The 18,478-nt window shown below is 63.6% G+C and carries 22 protein-coding genes; 11 read left to right on the top strand and 11 right to left on the bottom strand.

The genetic code is table 11. The features are described 5' to 3' along the window. Positions 1–56: 56 nt before the first annotated feature. On the top strand, positions 57–1,856 hold the full coding sequence (locus AC0L24_RS19330; protein WP_127809007.1) for an ABC transporter transmembrane domain-containing protein: 1,800 nt from the start codon (positions 57–59) through the stop codon (positions 1,854–1,856). Between the two features lie 32 nt (positions 1,857–1,888). Here the strand turns inward: AC0L24_RS19330 and AC0L24_RS19325 are convergent, their stop codons facing one another. Beyond that, a complete protein-coding gene (locus tag AC0L24_RS19325; protein WP_127397800.1) occupies positions 1,889–3,376 on the bottom strand; it encodes a carboxypeptidase M32 in 1,488 nt (495 codons plus the stop codon). A gap of 142 nt (positions 3,377–3,518) precedes the next feature. On the opposite strand from AC0L24_RS19325, the gene AC0L24_RS19320 reads away from it, so the two are divergent. After that, entirely contained in the window at positions 3,519–3,872 is a 354-nt protein-coding gene (locus AC0L24_RS19320; RefSeq protein ID WP_127397799.1) for a DUF1304 domain-containing protein, read from the top strand. 74 nt (positions 3,873–3,946) lie between these two features. Here AC0L24_RS19320 and AC0L24_RS19315 read toward each other — a convergent pair whose 3' ends face one another. The 9 genes from AC0L24_RS19315 to AC0L24_RS19275 form a co-directional block, all read right to left on the bottom strand. Further along, positions 3,947–4,375, bottom strand: coding sequence for a hypothetical protein (locus AC0L24_RS19315; RefSeq protein ID WP_127269091.1), 429 nt, complete (start codon positions 4,373–4,375; stop codon positions 3,947–3,949). 237 nt (positions 4,376–4,612) lie between these two features. Further along, on the bottom strand, positions 4,613–5,644 hold the full coding sequence (locus AC0L24_RS19310; protein WP_127327624.1) for a peptidoglycan -binding protein: 1,032 nt from the start codon (positions 5,642–5,644) through the stop codon (positions 4,613–4,615). A 1-nt stretch (position 5,645) separates the two neighbouring features. Continuing rightward, on the bottom strand, positions 5,646–6,671 hold the full coding sequence (locus AC0L24_RS19305) for a MotA/TolQ/ExbB proton channel family protein (protein ID WP_127396703.1): 1,026 nt from the start codon (positions 6,669–6,671) through the stop codon (positions 5,646–5,648). A 104-nt stretch (positions 6,672–6,775) separates the two neighbouring features. Continuing rightward, positions 6,776–7,462: a PAQR family membrane homeostasis protein TrhA gene (gene trhA, locus AC0L24_RS19300; RefSeq protein WP_245482697.1), complete on the bottom strand. Its 687-nt coding sequence runs from the start codon at positions 7,460–7,462 to the stop codon at positions 6,776–6,778. Positions 7,463–7,568: 106 nt separating this feature from the next. Continuing rightward, the gene (locus AC0L24_RS19295; RefSeq protein WP_013529126.1) at positions 7,569–8,369 is read right to left on the bottom strand and encodes an inositol monophosphatase family protein; all 801 of its coding nucleotides are present in this window, start codon (positions 8,367–8,369) and stop codon (positions 7,569–7,571) included. Positions 8,370–8,453: 84 nt separating this feature from the next. After that, positions 8,454–9,020, bottom strand: coding sequence for an elongation factor P (gene efp / locus AC0L24_RS19290; protein WP_013529127.1), 567 nt, complete (start codon positions 9,018–9,020; stop codon positions 8,454–8,456). Positions 9,021–9,193: 173 nt separating this feature from the next. Then, positions 9,194–10,234 carry a tetratricopeptide repeat protein gene (locus AC0L24_RS19285; protein WP_127270840.1) on the bottom strand — a complete coding sequence of 347 codons (1,041 nt, stop codon included), beginning with the start codon at positions 10,232–10,234 and terminating at the stop codon, positions 9,194–9,196. 1 nt (position 10,235) lies between these two features. Beyond that, on the bottom strand, positions 10,236–10,883 hold the full coding sequence (locus AC0L24_RS19280; RefSeq protein ID WP_127272276.1) for a thiamine phosphate synthase: 648 nt from the start codon (positions 10,881–10,883) through the stop codon (positions 10,236–10,238). 134 nt (positions 10,884–11,017) lie between these two features. Then, positions 11,018–11,923: a DMT family transporter gene (locus AC0L24_RS19275; RefSeq protein ID WP_127268482.1), complete on the bottom strand. Its 906-nt coding sequence runs from the start codon at positions 11,921–11,923 to the stop codon at positions 11,018–11,020. 133 nt (positions 11,924–12,056) lie between these two features. On the opposite strand from AC0L24_RS19275, the gene AC0L24_RS19270 reads away from it, so the two are divergent. From AC0L24_RS19270 to AC0L24_RS19260, 3 genes are all read left to right on the top strand, one after another. After that, positions 12,057–12,536 carry an Lrp/AsnC family transcriptional regulator gene (locus AC0L24_RS19270; protein WP_127268483.1) on the top strand — a complete coding sequence of 160 codons (480 nt, stop codon included), beginning with the start codon at positions 12,057–12,059 and terminating at the stop codon, positions 12,534–12,536. Between the two features lie 63 nt (positions 12,537–12,599). Continuing rightward, positions 12,600–13,328 carry a class I SAM-dependent methyltransferase gene (locus AC0L24_RS19265; RefSeq protein WP_127809011.1) on the top strand — a complete coding sequence of 243 codons (729 nt, stop codon included), beginning with the start codon at positions 12,600–12,602 and terminating at the stop codon, positions 13,326–13,328. Positions 13,329–13,447: 119 nt separating this feature from the next. Beyond that, positions 13,448–14,218, top strand: coding sequence for a sulfite exporter TauE/SafE family protein (locus tag AC0L24_RS19260; RefSeq protein ID WP_126066730.1), 771 nt, complete (start codon positions 13,448–13,450; stop codon positions 14,216–14,218). A 26-nt stretch (positions 14,219–14,244) separates the two neighbouring features. Here AC0L24_RS19260 and AC0L24_RS19255 read toward each other — a convergent pair whose 3' ends face one another. Beyond that, the gene (locus AC0L24_RS19255; RefSeq protein ID WP_473564062.1) at positions 14,245–14,802 is read right to left on the bottom strand and encodes a DUF2269 family protein; all 558 of its coding nucleotides are present in this window, start codon (positions 14,800–14,802) and stop codon (positions 14,245–14,247) included. Positions 14,803–15,127: 325 nt separating this feature from the next. On the opposite strand from AC0L24_RS19255, the gene AC0L24_RS19250 reads away from it, so the two are divergent. From AC0L24_RS19250 to ruvA, 6 genes are all read left to right on the top strand, one after another. Further along, complete coding sequence (locus tag AC0L24_RS19250) at positions 15,128–15,508, top strand: hypothetical protein (RefSeq protein ID WP_127320882.1); 381 nt, start codon at positions 15,128–15,130, stop codon at positions 15,506–15,508. A 450-nt stretch (positions 15,509–15,958) separates the two neighbouring features. Continuing rightward, positions 15,959–16,492, top strand: coding sequence for a protease adaptor protein RcdA (rcdA, locus tag AC0L24_RS19245; protein WP_127809013.1), 534 nt, complete (start codon positions 15,959–15,961; stop codon positions 16,490–16,492). A 75-nt stretch (positions 16,493–16,567) separates the two neighbouring features. Further along, entirely contained in the window at positions 16,568–17,077 is a 510-nt protein-coding gene (gene ruvC / locus AC0L24_RS19240) for a crossover junction endodeoxyribonuclease RuvC (protein ID WP_127320884.1), read from the top strand. Positions 17,078–17,133: 56 nt separating this feature from the next. Then, positions 17,134–17,403, top strand: a complete 270-nt coding sequence (locus AC0L24_RS19235; RefSeq protein WP_127268490.1) for an AbrB/MazE/SpoVT family DNA-binding domain-containing protein — start codon at positions 17,134–17,136, stop codon at positions 17,401–17,403. Further along, positions 17,381–17,800 carry a type II toxin-antitoxin system VapC family toxin gene (locus tag AC0L24_RS19230; protein ID WP_127809014.1) on the top strand — a complete coding sequence of 140 codons (420 nt, stop codon included), beginning with the start codon at positions 17,381–17,383 and terminating at the stop codon, positions 17,798–17,800. The genes AC0L24_RS19235 and AC0L24_RS19230 overlap by 23 nt, the downstream gene beginning before the upstream one ends. A 27-nt stretch (positions 17,801–17,827) precedes the next feature. Next, positions 17,828–18,448 (top strand): Holliday junction branch migration protein RuvA, encoded by a 621-nt coding sequence (gene ruvA / locus AC0L24_RS19225; protein ID WP_127809015.1) that lies wholly within the window; start codon positions 17,828–17,830, stop codon positions 18,446–18,448. Positions 18,449–18,478: the final 30 nt, after the last annotated feature.

Below are 18,478 nucleotides of genomic sequence, written 5' to 3'. Positions count from 1 at the left end.
CGCGGCAAGCGCATATTGAGGCGCAGACCCCAAGGGCGGCTGGAGGAAACATCGGGATGGCGCAAATCACCAGCGCAGACGAGCGCCGGCGTTCGCTCAAGCCGCTCCGGCGCCTGTTCCCCTACATCACGCACTATCGCACACTGGTCGTCGGCGCCATCATCTCGCTGGTCATCGCCGCGGCAACCACGCTGGCGCTGCCGCTGGCGGTGCGGCGCATGATCGATCATGGTTTTTCGTCGTCCAGCACCACCTTCATTGCCGAATATTTCGCCGCCCTGGTGGCGATGGCCGCCGTGCTGGCGGCGGCGTCGGCCGGCCGCTACTATTTCGTCATCACGCTGGGCGAGCGCGTCGTCGCCGATATCAGGCGCGATGTGTTCGCCCATGTGACGACGCTGTCGCCTGCCTTCTTTGACACCGCCCAGTCCGGCGAGATCGTGTCGCGGCTTGCCGCCGACACGACACAGGTCAAGTCGGCGGTCGGAGCGACGGCCTCGGTGGCGCTGCGCAATGTCATCCTTGGTCTCGGCGCGGTGGGGATGATGGTCATCACCAGTCCGAAACTGTCGGGCCTGGTCATTGCAGCGATACCCGTGATCGTCCTGCCGCTGGTCGCTTTCGGCCGTTCGGTGCGGCGCAAATCACGCCAGGCGCAGGATACGCTGGCCGATGCCACCGCCTATGCCAGCGAGCAGATAGGCGCGGTGCGCACGCTGCAGGCCTTTACCAATGAGAAGCTGGTCACCGGGCATTTCTCGGCCGCGGTGGAAGCTGCTTTCGAGGCGGCACGCTCCTCGATCTTCGCGCGCTCCTTCCTTACCTTCTTCGCCATTTTCACCATCTTCTCGTCCGTCGTGGCGGTGCTGTGGTTTGGCTCGCGCGACGTGCTCGAAGGCTCGATATCGCCCGGTACGCTCGGCCAATTCCTGCTCTATTCGGTGTTCGCCGCCGGCGCGTTGGGCGCGTTGTCGGAAGTCTGGGGCGAGCTTGCGCAGGCGGCGGGCGCCGCCGAACGGCTGACCGAAATCCTGGCCGAGAAGCCGGCGATCCAGGCTCCCGCCGATCCGAAGCCGCTGCCGGCCGTCGCCAAGGGCGCGATCGCCTTCGACAATGTCTCCTTCTCCTACCCGGCAAGGCCGGACCGTGCCGCCGTGCATGGCTTGAGCTTTCAGGTCATGCCGGGCGAGACGGTGGCGATCGTCGGGCCGTCAGGGGCCGGCAAGAGCACGGTGTTTTCGCTGATCCTGCGCTTCTACGATCCCGAAACAGGCAAGATCCTGATCGATGGCGTCGATGTGCGCGAGGCTGATCCCGTTTCGGTCCGCCAGCGCATCGCGATCGTGCCGCAGGACGTCACCATCTTCGCGGCAAGCGCGCGTGACAATATTGGGTTCGGCCGGCCGGGAGCCAGCAAGGCCGAAATCGAGACGGCGGCGAAGGATGCACTTGCCGACGAATTCATCCTCAAGCTGGAAAAAGGCTATGACAGCCAGGTCGGCGAGCGCGGCGTGACGCTGTCAGGCGGCCAGCGCCAGCGGGTTGCGATCGCCCGCGCCATCCTGCGCGACGCCCCGATCCTGCTGCTCGACGAGGCCACCTCCGCCCTCGACGCCGAAAGCGAGACGCTGGTGCAGACGGCGCTGGAACGGCTGATGCAGGGCCGCACCACGATCGTCATCGCCCACCGCCTGGCAACGGTGCTGAAGGCCGACAGGATCCTGGTCATGGATGGCGGCTCGATCGTCGAGGAAGGCACGCATCAAAGCCTTGTCGCCAAGGGCGGCATCTATGCGCGGCTGGCCAAGCTGCAGTTCGAAACCGGCGCCAGTGCTTTCAGGGGCGCGGCTGAGTAGGCAGAAACATCTGCCGCTGTGCCGGCAAGCCGCTATACGGCTCCGTATCGCTGCTTCAGATGGTTCACGAAATAGGTGGCGTTGAGCTTTTCGCCGGTGGCGCGTTCGAGCAGGTCCGGCGTCGACCAGCGTGATCCCTGCGACCAGATTTTTTCGCGTCGCCACTCGTTGATCGCCTCGAAATTGCCTTTGGCGAGATCGTCATCGGCGGCAGGATGATCCCGCGTCAGCGCTGCCCATTGCTGCGCCGCCATCATCGCGCCCAGCGTATAGGAGGGGAAATAGCCGAAGGCGGCCCCTGGCCAATGCACGTCCTGCATCGGTCCGTCGGCGGGGTTGTCGATGGTGGAGAGGCCGAGATAGTCACGCATCTTGGCGTCCCAGGCTTCGGGCAGATCACCCACCTCCAGCCGGCCCGCGACGAGTTCCTGCTCCAGTTCGTAGCGCAGGATGACATGCAGGGGATAGGTCACCTCGTCGGCATCGACACGGATCAGGCCGCGCTCGACGCGATGCACATGCGGCAGGATATCGTCGAGCGACCAGGCTTCGCCGAGATGCTTTTCGACCACCGGCAGCGCCCAGTTCCAGAAGGCCGGGTTGCGGCCGAGCTGTTTTTCGACGAACAGGCTCTGGCTTTCATGCACGGCCATGCCGCGCGCCTTGCCGAGCGGCCAGTGCGACCATGCCTTCGGCAGGTTCTGTTCGTAGAGCGCATGGCCGGTCTCGTGCAACACGCCCATCAGCGCCGACAGGAAGTCTGTAGTCTTGTAGCGGGTGGTGATGCGCACGTCGCTCGGCACGCCGCCGCAGAAAGGATGGTGCGACACCGACAGCGATCCGTGCGTCAGGTCGAAGCCGACCGCCGCCATCATGGCAAGGCCGAGCTCGCGCTGCCGGTCGATCGCATAGGTGCCTGAGAGCGGCTTCAGCGGGCGCTTGCGCAGCCGTGCGTCCTGGATAGCCAGCGCCTCAGGCACGAAGCCTTTCAGAAAAGCCTTCAGGTCGGTGAACACAGGCGTGATGTCGGCGGTGCGGTTCCCAGGATCGTATTGCTCCATCAGCGCGTCATAGGGGGCTAGGCCGAGCACATCGGCACGCAGCGCCGCCTCCTCGCGCACCAGCGCCACGACGCCCTCCAGCGCAGGCTGGAAGCCCGCCCAGTCGTTCTTGGCGCGCAGGCCGCGCCACAGTTGCTCGCAACGCATGCGCGCGGTCGTCTGGCGTTCGACGAATTCGACCGGCAGGCAGGTCAGGTTGGTGTATTGCCGCCGCAGTTCCGAGACCGCAGTGCGCTGCTCTTCACCCAATGCTTCCTGCTCGGCCGCGGCGATCCAGTCCGCTATCTCCGGCGCCGTTGCCCTGGTGTGATACATGCCGGCGAGTGCCGACATCGCCTCGGCACGTTTCTCGCCACCGCCGACAGCCATGTGGGTGGCCTCGTCGGCGCCGAGGATGGCCAGCGCATGCTCAAGCGCTTCGAGCTTGTGGCCGAGGTCATCGAGTTTCTGAAAGGACATGGTGGCTTCCGTGATTGGGGACGGCGCGAAAAGACACCAACGCAAATGCGTTGGCAACCCTCGGATGCCGTCCGGCAGATGCACCTTGCGCAGGCGAGGCCGCGCATGAAATGCTGCCGGCAACACATCAAGGGGGAAAAAAATGATCGGCAACATCCTTGTCGGGCTGGTGGCCTTGATCCATGCCTACATCGTCTATCTGGAGATGGTGCTGTGGGACACGCCGCGCGGACACAAGGCTTTCAACCTGACCCCGGAATTCGCCAGTGCCTCGAAAGTGCTCGCCGCCAATCAGGGGCTCTATAACGGTTTCCTCGCCGCCGGCCTCATCTGGGGGCTTTACCTCGGGGCGGTCGGTTTCCAGGTCAAGGTTTTCTTCCTGCTGTGCGTGGCTGTTGCCGGCCTCTATGGCGCGGCAACGGTTGGCCGCAAGATCCTGTTCATCCAGACCGTGCCGGCGATTGCCGCGCTGATCGCGGTCTGGCTGGGCTGGTAAAAGGACGCCCGCGGGATGGCTCCCGAAAGCGCCAGGTGGTCCCTTCCTCTTGGACCGTTTCAGCCGCTGTGGTCTCAGCCGTTCGGGTAGTTGCCGCCGTCGTCGCCGTCGCCCATCAGGAAACCGCTGCCGGTATCGACCCTCAGGCGCTGGTCGACATTGTCGAGCCGGCGCAGCAGGTCATGATATTGCGCGGCCGGTATCCTGCCGTGATCGGACGCGGCGACTTTCTCTGCCGCCTGACCGATGTGGGCCGTGCGCATTTCCAGGCGTTCCGCCACGGCCGGGGTGATGTTGTTGGCCTGTCTTGCGTCCACGATGCCCTGCCGGACGCCCTGCACCTGTGCGATAAGCGCCTCGACACGCGGGCCAGTCATGTCGGTCGGATCGGCCGCGTCGAGAGCGCCCTTGTGATGGCCCGCGGCATAGGCGCCGGCAAGCGGAACGGCGATGAGGAGCGCCGTGAGTGTAGCAGTTCTAAGCGAGGTCTTGAAAGAGCGCATCACGCGTCTCCTCTTGTAGAGGAAGGCGGCGGTTGTCCGCCTGCCTTCCGGCCTTGGGCCGTCCGGTTCCGTCGCGTCGCGATGAGGGGGTTCATCGCCGGCGGTTCTCGGCCCGGGCGGCAAGTTAGGATCGCCCTGCGACAATGTGTAATTAAAAAAAGATAATCTTTTCAAGCCTTGTCGGCCTCTATCTGCGCCCTAGAGTTGAGCCGACGAACAAGTTCGCGTGATTTTGGATCAACGTTCGGTGAGCTTCAGTTCAATACGGCGGTTCTTATTGCGCGCCTCTTCGGTGTCGGCGGGGTCGAGCGGCTGGAACTCACCGAAACCGGCGGCTACGAGCCGGTTGGCAGGCACGCCGTTTTCGATCAGGAATTTCACCACCGAGGTCGAACGCGCCGTCGACAGCTCCCAATTGTCGCGGTAGCGGCCGGCGCCGGAGAGCGGCTTATTGTCAGTGTGGCCGTCGACGCGCAGCACCCAGTTGATCTCGGGCGGGATTTCCTTCTGCAACTCGATGATGGCGTCGGCGAGCTTCTTCATCTCGACCTTGCCGGCATCGTTGATCACCTCGGAGCCGGTCGGGAACAGCACTTCCGACTGGAAGACGAAGCGGTCGCCGACGATACGGATGTTCTCTCGGTCGGCGAGGATTTCGCGCAAGCGGCCGAAGAAGTCGGAGCGGTAGCGGTTCAACTCCTGCACGCGCTGTGCCAGTGCGACGTTGAGGCGACGGCCGAGGTCGGCGATCTTGGTGTTGGAATCGCGGTCGCGGATTTCGGAGACGTTGAGCGCATCCTCGAGCGCGCCGATCTGCTTGCGCAGTGCCGCGATCTGCTGGTTGAGGATCTCGACCTGGCTCAGCGCCTGCTGGCTGATCTGGCGCTGGCTGTCGAGTTCGCCGCCGAGCGCCGCGGCGCGCTGGTTGGCGGCGTCGCCAGCACCGGCGCCTTGCGCCAGCAACTGTTGGAGCCGGCTCCTTTCCGCTTGCGCGGCTGACAGCGACGCCTGCAGATTGGCCAGTGAATCATCCTTGTCCTGCGCCGTCGAGCGCTCCAGCGCCAGCAACTGGGTCAGCTCGTTGATCTGCGAGTTGAGGCGCGAGAGTGCCGTATCCTTGCCGGAGATTTCGCGTCCCAGCAGGAACTGCGCCAGCACGAAGACCGTGAGCAGGAACATGATGGCCAAAAGCAGCGTCGACAGCGCGTCGACGAAACCCGGCCAGTAGTCGATGCGGCGATCGGTGCGCCGGCCCCTGGCGAGTGCCACTTCAGTGAACTCCGGGCTTCTTCAGGGCATCGGCGATCTTTTCCAGCGTGTTGCGCATCGCCTTCTGCTCGTCGGACTGGGCTTCGACCCAGTCGCGCATGATCTGCTGTTCCGAGCGCATGTTCTTGACCAAGCCGGAAATGCCGTCGGCGAGATTGGCCATGGCGGTGGCGACGCGTGGGTTGGAGCCGCCGCCATTCTCCTGCATCGAGCGCAGCCGTTCCGACAGCACCCGGATCTCGTCGGAGGATTCGGTCTTGGCTGGGTCGGCGACGACGATGTCCGACGACAGGTCGGTCACCGAGGACAGCCAGTTTTCCAGTTCGGTGTAGAAGCGTGTCTGGGCGCGACCGGCCTGCAGGTCGAGGAAGCCGAGCACCAGCGAGCCGGAGAGGCCGAACAGCGAGGACGAGAAGGCGGTGCCCATGCCGGCCAGCGGCGCGGAAAGCCCCTGCTTCAGGGAATCGAGCACCGCGGCGGCGTCACCGGTGCCGGGATCGAGCGATTCGATGGTCTCGCGGATCGAACCGATGGTGTTCAACAGGCCCCAGAAGGTGCCGAGCAGGCCGAGGAACACCAGCAGGCCGACGAGATAGCGCGAGGTGTCGCGGCTTTCGTCGAGGCGGGTGGCGATGGAATCGAGCATGGTGCGCATCGAACTGGTCGAGAAGGCCGTCGCCGAGGAGCGGCCGATCATCGCCTTCATCGGCGCCAGAAGCACTGGTTCTGTCGTTTCCGAGCCGGCACGGAAGGAGTTGACCCAGCGCACTTCGCGAAACAGTCGCCCGACCTGGGCGAAGGCCAAAAGGATGCCGACCACCAGCACGCCGACGATCAGGCCATTGAGGCCGGGATTGCTGCCAAAAGCGGTTGAGATCTGTCGGGTGAGGATGGCGGCGATGAAGGCGACGATGACCAGGAAGATCACCATGGTGAGCAAAAAGACCTGCGGGCTCGATAATTTATACGGGTCGTAGATCAGGACATCAGAACGTCTGCCCATGCCGAAGGATCTGAGAAAAGCCATCCGTGCCCCGTTTCCGATGCCGCCGCCGATCACGTAAACCGCGACTCTAAACGGAATTGTGACCAAATTGAATGGCGCTTGGCAATATTGCCGCGTCGAGAATGTCAGAAGCGATTGATGACCAGACAGTCGACCATGGCGGCCAGATGCAGACCGGCGCCGGTGACGACGAAACCGTGCCACAGCGCGTTGTGGAAGCGCAGCCCCTTCCAGGCGAAGAAGATGACGCCGCAGGAGTAGACCATGCCGCCGGCGACGATGAGCGCTATCGATGTCGTCGGCAGCGTCTGGATAAGCGGCTTGACAAGGATGATGCCGCTCCAGCCGATGGCGAGATAGAAGCCGATTGCCAGCCGGTCGAAACGGCCGGGAAAGAACACCTTGATGGCAATGCCCAGCACTGCTGCGGTCCAGACCAGCACGATCATCCAGCGCGCCAGCGGCGAGCCTTCGAGCTGCGCCAGGAAAGGCGTATAGGTCGCGGCGATCAGCAGATAGATCGCGGCGTGGTCGAAACGCCGCAACACCCATTTTGCCGGCGACGACACCGGCCACAGATTGTAGGTCATCGACACCGAGAGCACGGTGAGCAGCGAAACCACGTAGAAGGCGGCGGCGATGTATTCGCCAGGTCCGACACGAAACGCCGCCAGCGCCAGCAGTGCCGACCCTGCCGCGATCGCCAGCACGATGCCGACCGCGTGGACGATACCGTCTGCGATCATCTCGGCACGCGAATAGTGCCAGCGTCCGATGAACGGGATATCGGGGTAGGGTTGGTTGTCTCTCACTAAGCCGGGTTCCTGCACCGCGCCCTTCAATTTGGGCGCATGCCGGGCAGTATTTCAAGCTTCCATTGCGGTTTTGCGACTGCGGCGCATCAGCGCGGCGTGGCTGTCAGCGGGAGGAGAGCGGCTTCTTCACGACCTTCAGCAAAGCGCGCTGGATGATCTCGTTGCCGGCGACGACCGAGCCGTTGTCGAGCATGTCCTGGCCGCCATCCATGTCGGAGACGAAGCCGCCCGCCTCGCGGATCAAAAGCAGCCCGGCGGCGATGTCCCAGGCCGACAGGCCGGTTTCCCAGAAGCCATCCATGCGGCCGGCGGCGACATAGGCGAGATCGAGCGATGCGGAGCCGAGGCGGCGGACGCCGGAAACCTCGGCCATGACATTGCGCAGTTCCACCAGGAAATTGCCGTGGTGGCCGCGGCCGAGATGCGGCATGCCGCAGCCGATCACGGTGTCGACCAGCTTGATGCGGCCGGCGACGCGCAAGCGGCGGTCGTTCATGAAGGCGCCGCCCCCGCGTTCGCAGGTGTAGAGTTCGTCCATCGCCGGATTGTAGATGACGCCGGCGACGATCTGGCCCTGGCGCTCCAGCGCGATCGAAACGGCAAAGAGCGGAATGCCGTGCAGGAAATTGGTGGTGCCGTCGAGCGGGTCGACGATCCAGCGATGCTGGCCGTCGTCGCCTTCAACCACGCCGCGCTCTTCCATCAGGAAGGAATAGCCGGGCCGAGCCTTGGACAATTCGGCAAAGACGATGTCCTCTGCCTTGCGGTCGGCCTGGCTGACATAATCGCCGGGGCCCTTCATCGAGACCTGCAGGTTCTGCACCTCGCCGAAGTCGCGCGACAGCGAGCGGCCGGCCTTCATTGCGGCCTGGACCATGACGTTGAGAAGGGCTGAGCGTGCCATAGTGCTTTTTCCCGGTGCTGCGCTTAAATTCTGCCTCGATGCATGTCGGTGACCCGGAACCCGGCCACTTTTGGGCGACATGCGTCAGTCGGCGCGGCGCACGTAAGTGATTTCGTTGGTGTCGACGATGATGCGCTCGCCGGCGCCGATGAAGGGCGGCACCAGGACGCGGATGCCGTTCTCCAGGATCGCCGGCTTGTAGGACGATGCCGCCGTCTGACCCTTCACCACCGGGTCGGCCTCGGTGATGGTCAGCGTCACATAGTCGGGCAGCGAAATGCCGATCGGCCGCTCTTCGTAGAGCTGGACCGTCACCATCATGCCGTCCTGCAGGAAGGCGGCGCGATCGCCGACGAAGTCCTTGTTCAATTCGAGCTGCTCGTAGCTCTGGGTGTCCATGAACACCAGTGCGTCTTCCTGCGCGTAAAGGAAGGAAAAATCCTTCAGGTCGAGCCGGATCTGTTCGACGGTCTCGGCCGAGCGGAAGCGCTCGTTGAGCTTGGTGCCGTTGATGAGGTTCTTCAGTTCGACCTGATTGTAGGCGCCGCCCTTACCGGGCTTGACGGTGTTGGTCCTGACCGCCACCCAAAGCCCGCCATCATGCTCGATGACATAGCCGGGACGGATTTCGTTGCCATTGATCTTGGCCATGATGAGATGATCCGGAATGATGCCAACGGCCACGCCGTCGGTATGGATGTTCGCTGGGAAAGCGATTTCGGGCTCCCAAGACCACAAATCGCCAGAAGAGGCAAGGGAGCGGGCAGGTCGGTGCCAGGCGAGGGGAGCCGAGGTTACACTTGCAATGACCGCGAGAACCGCCGTCAAGGCAGCCGGTTGGCCTTCTGCAGCGCCTGCTTGGTCTGGTCGTCGTCCAGCCCCTGCAGGAAGTCGTCCATCTGTGGGTCGATGAGGCCGGCACGGCGGGCGACGACGTACCAGGCGCCGGCAAGCACAAGGTCCGGATCGGTGCCGATGCCTTGCATATAGAGCTTGGCCAGGCGGTTCTGGGCGGCGACATTGCCGCCCTCCGCCGCCTGCTTCATCCAGCCGAAGGCGGATTTCAGGTCGCGCGCACCGCCGCGGCCTTCGATCATCCAGGCGGCGAGATCGATCTGCGCGGTGTCGTAGTTCTGCCTTGCGGCCTGCGCCAGCAGGCGCCTTGCCTGGGCGTCGTCACGTGGCTTGCCACCGACACCGTTGGCGTAGATCTGCGACATTGCATATTGCGCGTCCGCGAGGCCGGTCGCGGCGGCGCGCTCATAGTAGGAAACCGCCTTGGCCATGCCGGCGTCGCCGGGGTCCTGCTGGACCAGCATCTGCGCGAAATTGAATTGCGCCAGCCGGTTGCCGGCTTCGGCGGCGGCCTGCATCAAGGCGTAGGCCTCTTTTCCATCCTTTTTGACGTAGCGGCCGTCGAGCAGCATCAGCGCATACTGGAACTGCGATTCCGGCACACCCTGTTCGGCGGCCAGCGCGTACCATTTCGCCGCTTGCGCCGAATTGACCGGCACACCGAGCCCCCGCGACAGGATCTCGGCCACCAAGGTCTGCGCCGCCGGATCGCCGTTTTGCGCCCGGACCAATGCCAGATTGTAAGCTGTCTTGTAGAGACCGCGCTGGAAGGCGCCATAGGCCGCGTCGGCGGGTTTTGCGCCGAAGCGGTCGGGATTGACCGTGTCGGCCGACGGCAGCGGCGCGGGCTCGGCCGTGGTAGCGGGCTGCGGCAACGGCTTGTCGATCGGCTTGTCGGTGTGGACGCCGATTTCCGGCTTGGGCTGCGGCAGGGGGATGGTCTCCGCGGCGGCAGCCTGGACCATCAGCACCGCAAGCAGAGCCTGGAGGGGAAGCGTCGCCGAGGACATTTCAGTCCTCGAAGCGCGGCGCGGTCTCGTCGAGCAGCGCGTTGGCGGTGGCGACCGCTGTCCTGGGATCGGTGCCGTCGGCAAACACGGCGCTCGACAGCGCCACGAATTCAGCGCCGGTGGCGCCCACCGCTTCGACCGAGGCGATGTCGGATCCGGCCATGACGATGCAAGGGATCTGGATCATGTCCGCCCACCATGCGCCGAGCGACAGGTTGCGCGGGTGCGGTTCGGGCTTGTTGTCGTAACCGAAGCGGCCGAAGAAGATGTAGTCTGGCCGCGTTTCGCCAAGCTCGAGCGCGTCGTCACGTGTCTTGGCGCCGCCGGTGCCGACCATCATCTTTGCCTGGAAATGCTCGATCGTCTCGGCAAGTTCGGCCTTGGAGACCTCGACATGGATGCCGTCGGCCTGGACGCGGCCGGCTATGCGGGTGTCGCCGGCGATGATGACAGCAACGCCGGCGGCTTGCGCTGCTGGCACGATCTGTTCGGCGAAAGCCTGGAAGGAGGCTTCATCCATGCCGTTCTCGGGCAGGATCAGCGAAGCGACATCGCCGCCATCGAATGCCGCGACAATACGGGCCGCCGGCACGCCGGACGGCGCGATCAGCACGATGCGACAGCGATTGGGGGGCGTTGCTTCATTCATGGTTCTTCGGGTCCCGCGTTTCGCCTATGCCGGGCGAAGATGGTTGGATTGCGGCATAGAGCAAAGTGCCCGCTTTGAACAGGCGGGCAGCCGGGATCGCGATGTTTGACCCGCCGGGCATCCGGCGGGGCGCTTCATTTGATCGGGTGCGGGCTCGCCACGGGCGGTTTGCCCTTCCACAGCGTCCAGCCGAGATTCATGCCGGCGGCGGCGATCAGGATGGCGGTGGCGCCGACGACCTGACTCAGATGCAGCCGATGGCCGAAGGCGACGACATCGACCAGGATGGCGACGACCGGATAGATGAAGGACAGCGATCCCTGCAGATGCGTCGGCAGCTTCTGGATGGCGCCGTACATCAGTATGTACATCAGGCCGGTATGGACGATGCCGAGCGTCGCCAGCATGGTCCAGCTCCAGGCATCGGCCGGAAGCTCTGCAAGATTGGCGAAAGGCGCCAGCATGACGACGCCGACGCAGACCTGGATCAGCGCGATGAGGTGCGGCGGCGTGCCCTTGAGCTTCTTGGTGACGATGGCGGCGACGGCCCAGAAGAAAGCCGCGCCCAACGCCATGACGATGCCGGTGAAATAATCCGTGCCGATATCGCCGGCATCGGGAGCCGACTGCACGATCAGAACCATGCCGGCGAAGGCGATGGCCAGCCAGGTCAGCTTGGTCAGGGTCAGCCGCTCGGCGAAGAAAAGCGCACCGAAGCCGACCAGCATGAAAGGCTGCGTGTTGTAGACAGCGGTGGCGATCGAGATCGACGCGCGCGAGAATGCGCTGAACAGCAGCAGCCAGTTGACGACGATGGCGACGCCGCCGAGCGCGGCGATGCCGATGATGCGCAGCGACAGCCTGTTGCGCAGCAATCCCAGCCCGGCGCAGATGATGAGCAGCGTCAGCGCACCGAAAGCGCAACGCCAGAACACCACATCCATGATCGGCTGGCCGGACAGGACGACGAACCATCCGATCGTTCCCAGGATGGCCATTGCGGCTGACATTTCGACCGTGCCGCGCACCGTTTCGTTCACAACAAACCTCCATATCGGTTGAGCCGCCATAATCTCATGCTGCCGCGAAGCTTTCCATCTGATTGGAAAGGGTGTATGGCCGGTTGGCCTAATTATATTAGGAGAAAACTCCAAACTATCGGGAAAGAAAAAGATGCTGGACGATCTCGACCGAAATCTCCTTGAAATCCTGGTCAAGGATGCACGGACCTCGCTGAAGGAACTGGCCGCCCAGGTCGGGCTGTCGTCGCCAAGCGTTTCGGAGCGGCTGCGACGGCTCGAGGAGCGCGGCGTCATCCGGGCGTTCACTGTCGAGATCGATCCGCTGGCGCTCGGTTATACCCTGCAGGCGATCGTGCGCATCCGGCCTTTGCCGGGCAAGCTGCACATCGTCCAGAAGCTGATCGAGGAGATTCCCGAATTCGGCGAATGCGACAAGGTGACGGGCGATGACTGTTTCGTCGCCCGGCTGTTCGTGCGCTCGATCGGCGATCTCGACGGGATTTTGGACCGTATCGCCGACAAGGCGGAGACAAGCACCGCCATTATCAAGGCGCAGCCGATCCGGCGTCGGCCGCCGCCGCTTGACGCAACCGCCTCTCGGGATAGGGCAAAGGTCTTGCAGGCCTCCTGATCGAGTTGGGTGGAAAGCCGGTGGCCGGTTGGTTAGTGTGCCGGCCCAAACGAGGCCGGAACCATGGCGCAGAATATATACGATCGTGAGGATTTCTTCGCAGGCTACAGCCAGCTCGGCCGTTCGGTCGAAGGGCTGGAGGGTGCCGCCGAGTGGCCGGCACTGCGCGCCATGCTGCCCGATGTCGGCGGCTTGAGGGTCGTCGATCTCGGCTGCGGCTTCGGCTGGTTCTGCCGCTGGGCCCGCGAGCATGGGGCGGCGCAGGTGCTTGGCCTGGATCTGTCGGAGAAGATGCTTGCCCGGGCAAGGGCCGCCGGCCCCGATGCTGGCATAAGCTATGAGACGGCCGATCTCGATCGGCTCAGCCTGCCGGAAGCCAGCTTCGATCTCGTCTACAGCTCGCTCGCCTTGCACTATGTCGAGGATGTGTCGCGTCTGTTCGGGACCGTGCATCGGGCCCTGGCGCCTGGCGGGCGTTTCGTCTTTTCGACGGAACATCCGATCTTCATGGCGCCGACCAAACCCGGCTGGGTGATCGATAGCGAAGGCCGCAAGACGTGGCCTGTCGACCAATATCTGGTGGAAGGACCGCGCAGCACCGACTGGCTGGCCAAGGGCGTGGTGAAACATCACCGCACGATCGGCACCACCCTCAACGCACTGATCCGGTCCGGCTTCTCCATCGGCCATGTCGAGGAATTCCGGCCGACCGATGCGCAAATCGCAGCCAAGCCGGAACTGGCGGAAGAGCTCGAGCGGCCGATGTTCCTGCTGGTCTCGGCTCGGCGCTAGGCACTGGCCGGCGTCGGCCGAGTGTGCCGCCGCCACGCTCATATTTGCTGTCGCTCCGCCGGGCATTCTGGGCTATTCAAGCGTCGACCCGCTTTCCCTCCGGACCAGTCCCCCCTCCCATGTCAGGCCTGCTTCTCGATCCGTGGTTCTATGCGGCTGCCATTCCGGCGGTCATTCTGGTCGGCCTGTCCAAGGGCGGCTTTGGCGGCGCCGTCGGTTTCGTCGGCGTGCCGCTGATGGCGCTGACCATGCCGCCGGTGCAGGCGGCGGCCATCCTGCTGCCGATCCTGTGCCTGATGGACATCGTCTCGGTATGGACATGGTGGGGCGTTTACGACCGCAAGATGCTGGTCGACATGATGCCGGGCGCCGTCATCGGCATCGGCCTTGGCTGGCTGACGGCGGCACTGGTGACCGAAGAGGCGGTGCGGCTGATCGTCGGCGCCGTCGCCATCATCTTCGTCCTGCGCTGGCTCTATCTGCAGTTCCGCCATGGCGCCGATCACGCTGCCGCGCCCAACCGCGTCGCCGCCGCGGTCTGGGGCACGGTCGCCGGGTTCACCAGCTTCGTAGCCCATGTCGGCGGCCCGCCCTTCCAGGTCTATGCCTTGCCGATCCGGCTCGATCCGAAGGTTCTGTCGGGCACGGCGGCGATCTTCTTTGCCGCCACCAATGCGCTGAAGCTGGTGCCCTATTTCGCGCTCGGCCAGTTCGACACCGCCAACCTGACGGCATCGGCGGTGCTGATGCCGCTGGCGCCGCTGTCGACCATTGCCGGGGCCTGGCTGGTGCGCCGGATGCGGCCGGAAACCTTCTATCCCTTCACCTACGCAACCGTCGCGGTCGTGGCGCTGAAGCTGCTGTGGGATGGCATCGCAGGTCTGATGTAGAAAGGCGGCTGCGCCGCCGCCCGTCATCAGGGTAAGGCAGCGCTCGGCACGAGACGGCGGTTGCCGCCAAAGGCCAGTGTGGCGCCGATCAAGACGGCTAGCACCATCCCGGCAAGGATGCCGATGTCATGCACGGTCGGCTTGAGCACCATGTCGGCAATGATGACCACCATCACGGCATAGTCGAAGCGCGCCGCGCTCATCATACGCTGGCCGATGGCAAGAACCTCTGGTGTGACGCCCTCCCTGGCGATCATTGCGCCCATGCGCTCGCCGGTCGGTTTGAAGATGAACATGCCGATCGAAAAGGTCGTGGCGTAGCCGGCCAGGCCGATGAGGATCCACAGGTCGGAGAAGCCGACCCAGAACCAGCACATGATGAGGCCAAAAATCAGCGTCAGCATCGACACCGGCGCGAAGAACCTGCCGCCCAGCTGACCGCTGGCGCGCATTGCCTGCAGTTTTTCCTCTATGTTGCCCGCCCGCTCGGCAAGTATGCCCAGCAGGAACAGCACGAAGCCGCCTCCGACCCACAGAATGGCGGTAGTGACGTGGAGGAATTTGACGATCGTGTACCAGTCCATGGGTTGCTCCTGCAGTGTTCCGGTCAGGTTGCGGCGGCGCTGATTTGCGCCGGCCGTCAGAGGAGCGGGCGTTTAGCGTGGCGCCTGTTTCGGAACGATGTCGCGAAAAAACCGGATCTGTTTCAGGCAATGAAGAAGCGGCTGAGATAGTGAACGCGCTATCTGATTTCCTGCTAATGTACGAATCGTCGGGAGGGGTTGGCGCGACATCGTCCGGAAACATCGCTGATGCTAATGCGCCGACGCCGGGAGCCCGGTGGCGACAAAAGTCGTCTGACGATCAACCCATTCCCGCAAACGGGAAAAGGCAATTCGGGGGACAGACATGCAAGGGGTAGCACGGAATTTCTTCACACTGGCCGTCATCTATTCGCTGTGCGGCATGGCGCTCGGCCTGCACATGTCGATCAGCCAGGATCACGGCCAGATGCCGACTCACGCCCACACGATGGTGGCCGGATGGCTGATGTCGGCGGTCTTCGCCTTCTTCTACCATTTGTTCCCTGCCATCGGGCAAAAGACACTCGCCACCGTTCATTTCTGGCTGACTGCAATCAGCGGCATCGGCCTGCTGATCGGCCTCTACTTCCTGCTTGCCGGCAATGCCGCGATCGAACCACTGGTGGCGGCCTCTTCGATGGGCTTCTACGCAGCCATGCTGCTGTTCGCCTTCATCGCGCTGCCGGCCGTCTGGAGGACGGCCTGAGCTGGACCTGAGGTAAGGTGAGGCTGTGCCGGCGATCTGGAGGACAGCCTGAGCTAGCCTGAGGCCGGAAATGCTGTCCTGTTACGGCACAGTATGGCGGCGTTCGGCCAAAAAACATCCGCGCCGTTAAGGCTTCATTAAGCTTTACAGGTGTTTACTATGTTCATCCAGTGATCTGGATTCTTACCGAGTGGTTGGAGCCACTTTGTTTGACGCCTCCCTGTTAAACTCCTGAGAGCCGCCTTATCCGCGGCTCTTTTTTTGTCTTCATTTCTCTTTTTTGTCCGCATCTCAGCGGGGCCGCCCAATGGTGGCTCGCCGTTAACCTTCTGTTAAACATGTGCTTGCCTTCGCCGGTGACGAAGCGCATTTTCAAGCTTCAGTCAGATAGGGTTCCGGGTGTATCGGCAGGAAGCCGAATCGGCCGGTTGCAAGTGCAGGGGCGTATCAATGAACGAGCCTTCGAAGGGCAGTGCGAAAACCGTCAAGCTGGCGGAGCGCCGGGTTTTCTCGCAATCCTTCAAGCCGCTTTACCAGGAAGGCATGGGTCTGGTCGAACAGGCCGCCGAATATCTCGACGGCAAGGGCCGGGCCGAGGCAAAGAAACTGTCGCGGCTGGGCGCCACGCTCTATGCGGCCGAATCGATGAGGCTGACCACCAGGCTGATGCAGGTTGCGTCCTGGCTGCTTTTGCAGCGCGCCGCCAATTCCGGCGAGATGACCCGCGACCAGGTCGCGTCGGAAAAGTCCAAGGTGCGCCTCGACACCGCTTCCGCCCATGATGAAGCCGGCGGCTGGGCCGAGCTGCCCGAGGATTTCCTCGATCTCGTCACCCGCTCGCTGCGCCTCCAAGCACTGGTGCGCCGCATGGACGAGGAGATCTATGGCTCCGGGGCCGTGGTCGACATGCAACCGATGGCTCGCCGCCTCAATCCAGTTTCCGACCAGATCAGCCTGCTCAACACGGCTTTCGCTCGGGGTTAGACCCCGGTCTGTCTTCTGTTTCCGGTTTGTTCACATTTCGCTGGCATCGCTGTGGGCCGGAGGTAAAGTCGGCAAATGGCGGAAGCGATTCGCATCATCGGTATCGATCCTGGGCTTCGACGCACCGGCTGGGGCATCGTCGAAAGCCTCGGCAATTCGCTGCGCTTCATTGCTTCCGGGACCGTGAAGTCCGAGGATAAGGCGGCGCTGGCAACGCGGCTGTGCCAGCTGCATGACGGGCTCGCCGAAATCCTGCACAGCGCGATGCCGCACGAGGCGGCGGTCGAACAGACCTTCGTCAACAAGGACGCGGTGGCAACGCTGAAGCTCGGCCAGGCGCGTGGCATCGCCATGCTGGTGCCGGCGCGTGCGGGGCTTGTCGTTGCAGAATATGCGCCCAACGCGGTGAAGAAGGCGGTGATCGGCGTCGGCCATGGCGACAAGAAGCAGATCCACATGATGGTGAAGGTGCTGTTGCCGAAAGCCGTCTTCGATACCGAACATGCCGCTGATGCACTGGCCATCGCCATCTGCCACGCGCATCACCGGCAGAGCGTGGCCTACAGGATGGCGCTGGCCGGCTAGCTATGTTCTTGACTTGTTCACGCTGCAGGGATAAGTAATACCGCAGAGGTATTACCATGCGCGTGACCACCAAGGGGCAAGTCACAATCCCCAAGCCGATAAGGGACCGTCTGGGCATCGCCCCGGGCTCCGAGGTGGAGTTCGTGGCCACCGACGAGGGTGTTCGGCTGGTTGCCGTCAACGAGAACCTCTCCCAGGAAGAGAAATTGCGCAGGTTCAGCGATGTCCTCGACCAGATGGAGGGGACGTTGGATTTGGGAGGCATGACCACCGATCAGTACATGGAGTGGTTGAGGGGGCCGCGTGAAGATCTCGACGTTGATTGACACAAATGTCCTGATCGATGTTTGGGGGCCAGCCGGACCGATGAAAGGATGGTCGGCATCGGCAATCGCCTCCTGCCGCCGCGACGGCGCGTTGGTGGTCAACACGATCGTCTGGTCCGAGTTGGCGCCGCTGATTGCGACGGAAACGGCGCTTCGAAAAGCAGTCGACATGCTTGGAATGGATCGCGAACTTGTATCTTGGGACGCGGCGTTCCTTGCCGGCGTCACGCATTCCCGCTATCGCCGGGCCGGTGGCGTCAGGGAAAGAACCTTGCCCGATTTCTTTATCGGCGCTCACGCGACCGTCGCTGGACATCGTCTTTTGACCCGCGACGCTGCTCGTTACCGCAGTTACTTCCCGGAGCTCGACATCATCTCTCCTGAGACGCACCCATGAGAGCCCATCTTCCATGAAAGGTCTGGCATGATCGGCAAGCTCAAGGGCACGCTCGACGAGGTCGACGAGGATCATTGCCTCGTCGACATCCATGGCGTCGGCTACGTCGCCTATTGTTCGGTGCGCACGCTGGCGGCGTTGCCTTCGCCGGGCGAAGCGGTGGTGCTGTTTATCGAGACCTATGTGCGCGAGGACATGCTGCGCCTCTACGGCTTCCAGTCGGTGCTGGAACGCGAGTGGTTCCGGCTGCTGATGAACAATGTTCCGGGCGTCGGCGCCAAGGTGGCGCTGGCCATCCTGTCGACGCTGGCGCCGGCGGATCTCGCCAACGCCATTGCGCTGCGCGATATCGCCATGGTTTCGCGCGCGCCCGGCGTCGGCAAGAAAGTGGCCGAGCGCATCGTCACCGAGTTGAAGAACAAGGCGCCGGCCTATGCCGGAACCGCCTCGGGCACCATCGGCCTGAAACAGGAACTCGGCGACGGCGTGGCATCCGCGCCCATCACCGACGCGGTCTCGGCGCTGGTCAATCTCGGCTATTCGCGCGACACCGCCGCCAATGCTGTGGCGGCGGCGCTGAAGACGGCGGGCGAGGATGCCGATGCGCCAAAGCTGATCCGCTTCGGGCTGAAGGAACTGGCGCGGTGAACCGTCGCTTGTTCAGCTCCTTGCCGTGTG

This window comes from Mesorhizobium sp. WSM4809 (genome assembly GCF_055811655.1).
The sequence above is the reverse complement of the archived record's forward strand: the minus strand, read 5'-3'. Positions and strand labels throughout refer to the sequence as shown.

Coding starts and splice junctions, on each gene's coding strand:
- AC0L24_RS19330 (WP_127809007.1), top strand. CDS start 57: ATGGCGCAAATCACCAGCGCAGACGAGCGCCGGCGTTCGCTCAAGCCG.
- AC0L24_RS19325 (WP_127397800.1), bottom strand. CDS start 3,376: ATGTCCTTTCAGAAACTCGATGACCTCGGCCACAAGCTCGAAGCGCTT.
- AC0L24_RS19320 (WP_127397799.1), top strand. CDS start 3,519: ATGATCGGCAACATCCTTGTCGGGCTGGTGGCCTTGATCCATGCCTAC.
- AC0L24_RS19315 (WP_127269091.1), bottom strand. CDS start 4,375: ATGCGCTCTTTCAAGACCTCGCTTAGAACTGCTACACTCACGGCGCTC.
- AC0L24_RS19305 (WP_127396703.1), bottom strand. CDS start 6,671: ATGGCTTTTCTCAGATCCTTCGGCATGGGCAGACGTTCTGATGTCCTG.
- AC0L24_RS19295 (WP_013529126.1), bottom strand. CDS start 8,369: ATGGCACGCTCAGCCCTTCTCAACGTCATGGTCCAGGCCGCAATGAAG.
- efp (WP_013529127.1), bottom strand. CDS start 9,020: ATGGCCAAGATCAATGGCAACGAAATCCGTCCCGGCTATGTCATCGAG.
- AC0L24_RS19285 (WP_127270840.1), bottom strand. CDS start 10,234: ATGTCCTCGGCGACGCTTCCCCTCCAGGCTCTGCTTGCGGTGCTGATG.
- AC0L24_RS19280 (WP_127272276.1), bottom strand. CDS start 10,883: ATGAATGAAGCAACGCCCCCCAATCGCTGTCGCATCGTGCTGATCGCG.
- AC0L24_RS19270 (WP_127268483.1), top strand. CDS start 12,057: ATGCTGGACGATCTCGACCGAAATCTCCTTGAAATCCTGGTCAAGGAT.
- AC0L24_RS19265 (WP_127809011.1), top strand. CDS start 12,600: ATGGCGCAGAATATATACGATCGTGAGGATTTCTTCGCAGGCTACAGC.
- AC0L24_RS19260 (WP_126066730.1), top strand. CDS start 13,448: ATGTCAGGCCTGCTTCTCGATCCGTGGTTCTATGCGGCTGCCATTCCG.
- AC0L24_RS19255 (WP_473564062.1), bottom strand. CDS start 14,802: ATGGACTGGTACACGATCGTCAAATTCCTCCACGTCACTACCGCCATT.
- AC0L24_RS19250 (WP_127320882.1), top strand. CDS start 15,128: ATGCAAGGGGTAGCACGGAATTTCTTCACACTGGCCGTCATCTATTCG.
- rcdA (WP_127809013.1), top strand. CDS start 15,959: ATGAACGAGCCTTCGAAGGGCAGTGCGAAAACCGTCAAGCTGGCGGAG.
- ruvC (WP_127320884.1), top strand. CDS start 16,568: ATGGCGGAAGCGATTCGCATCATCGGTATCGATCCTGGGCTTCGACGC.
- AC0L24_RS19235 (WP_127268490.1), top strand. CDS start 17,134: ATGCGCGTGACCACCAAGGGGCAAGTCACAATCCCCAAGCCGATAAGG.
- ruvA (WP_127809015.1), top strand. CDS start 17,828: ATGATCGGCAAGCTCAAGGGCACGCTCGACGAGGTCGACGAGGATCAT.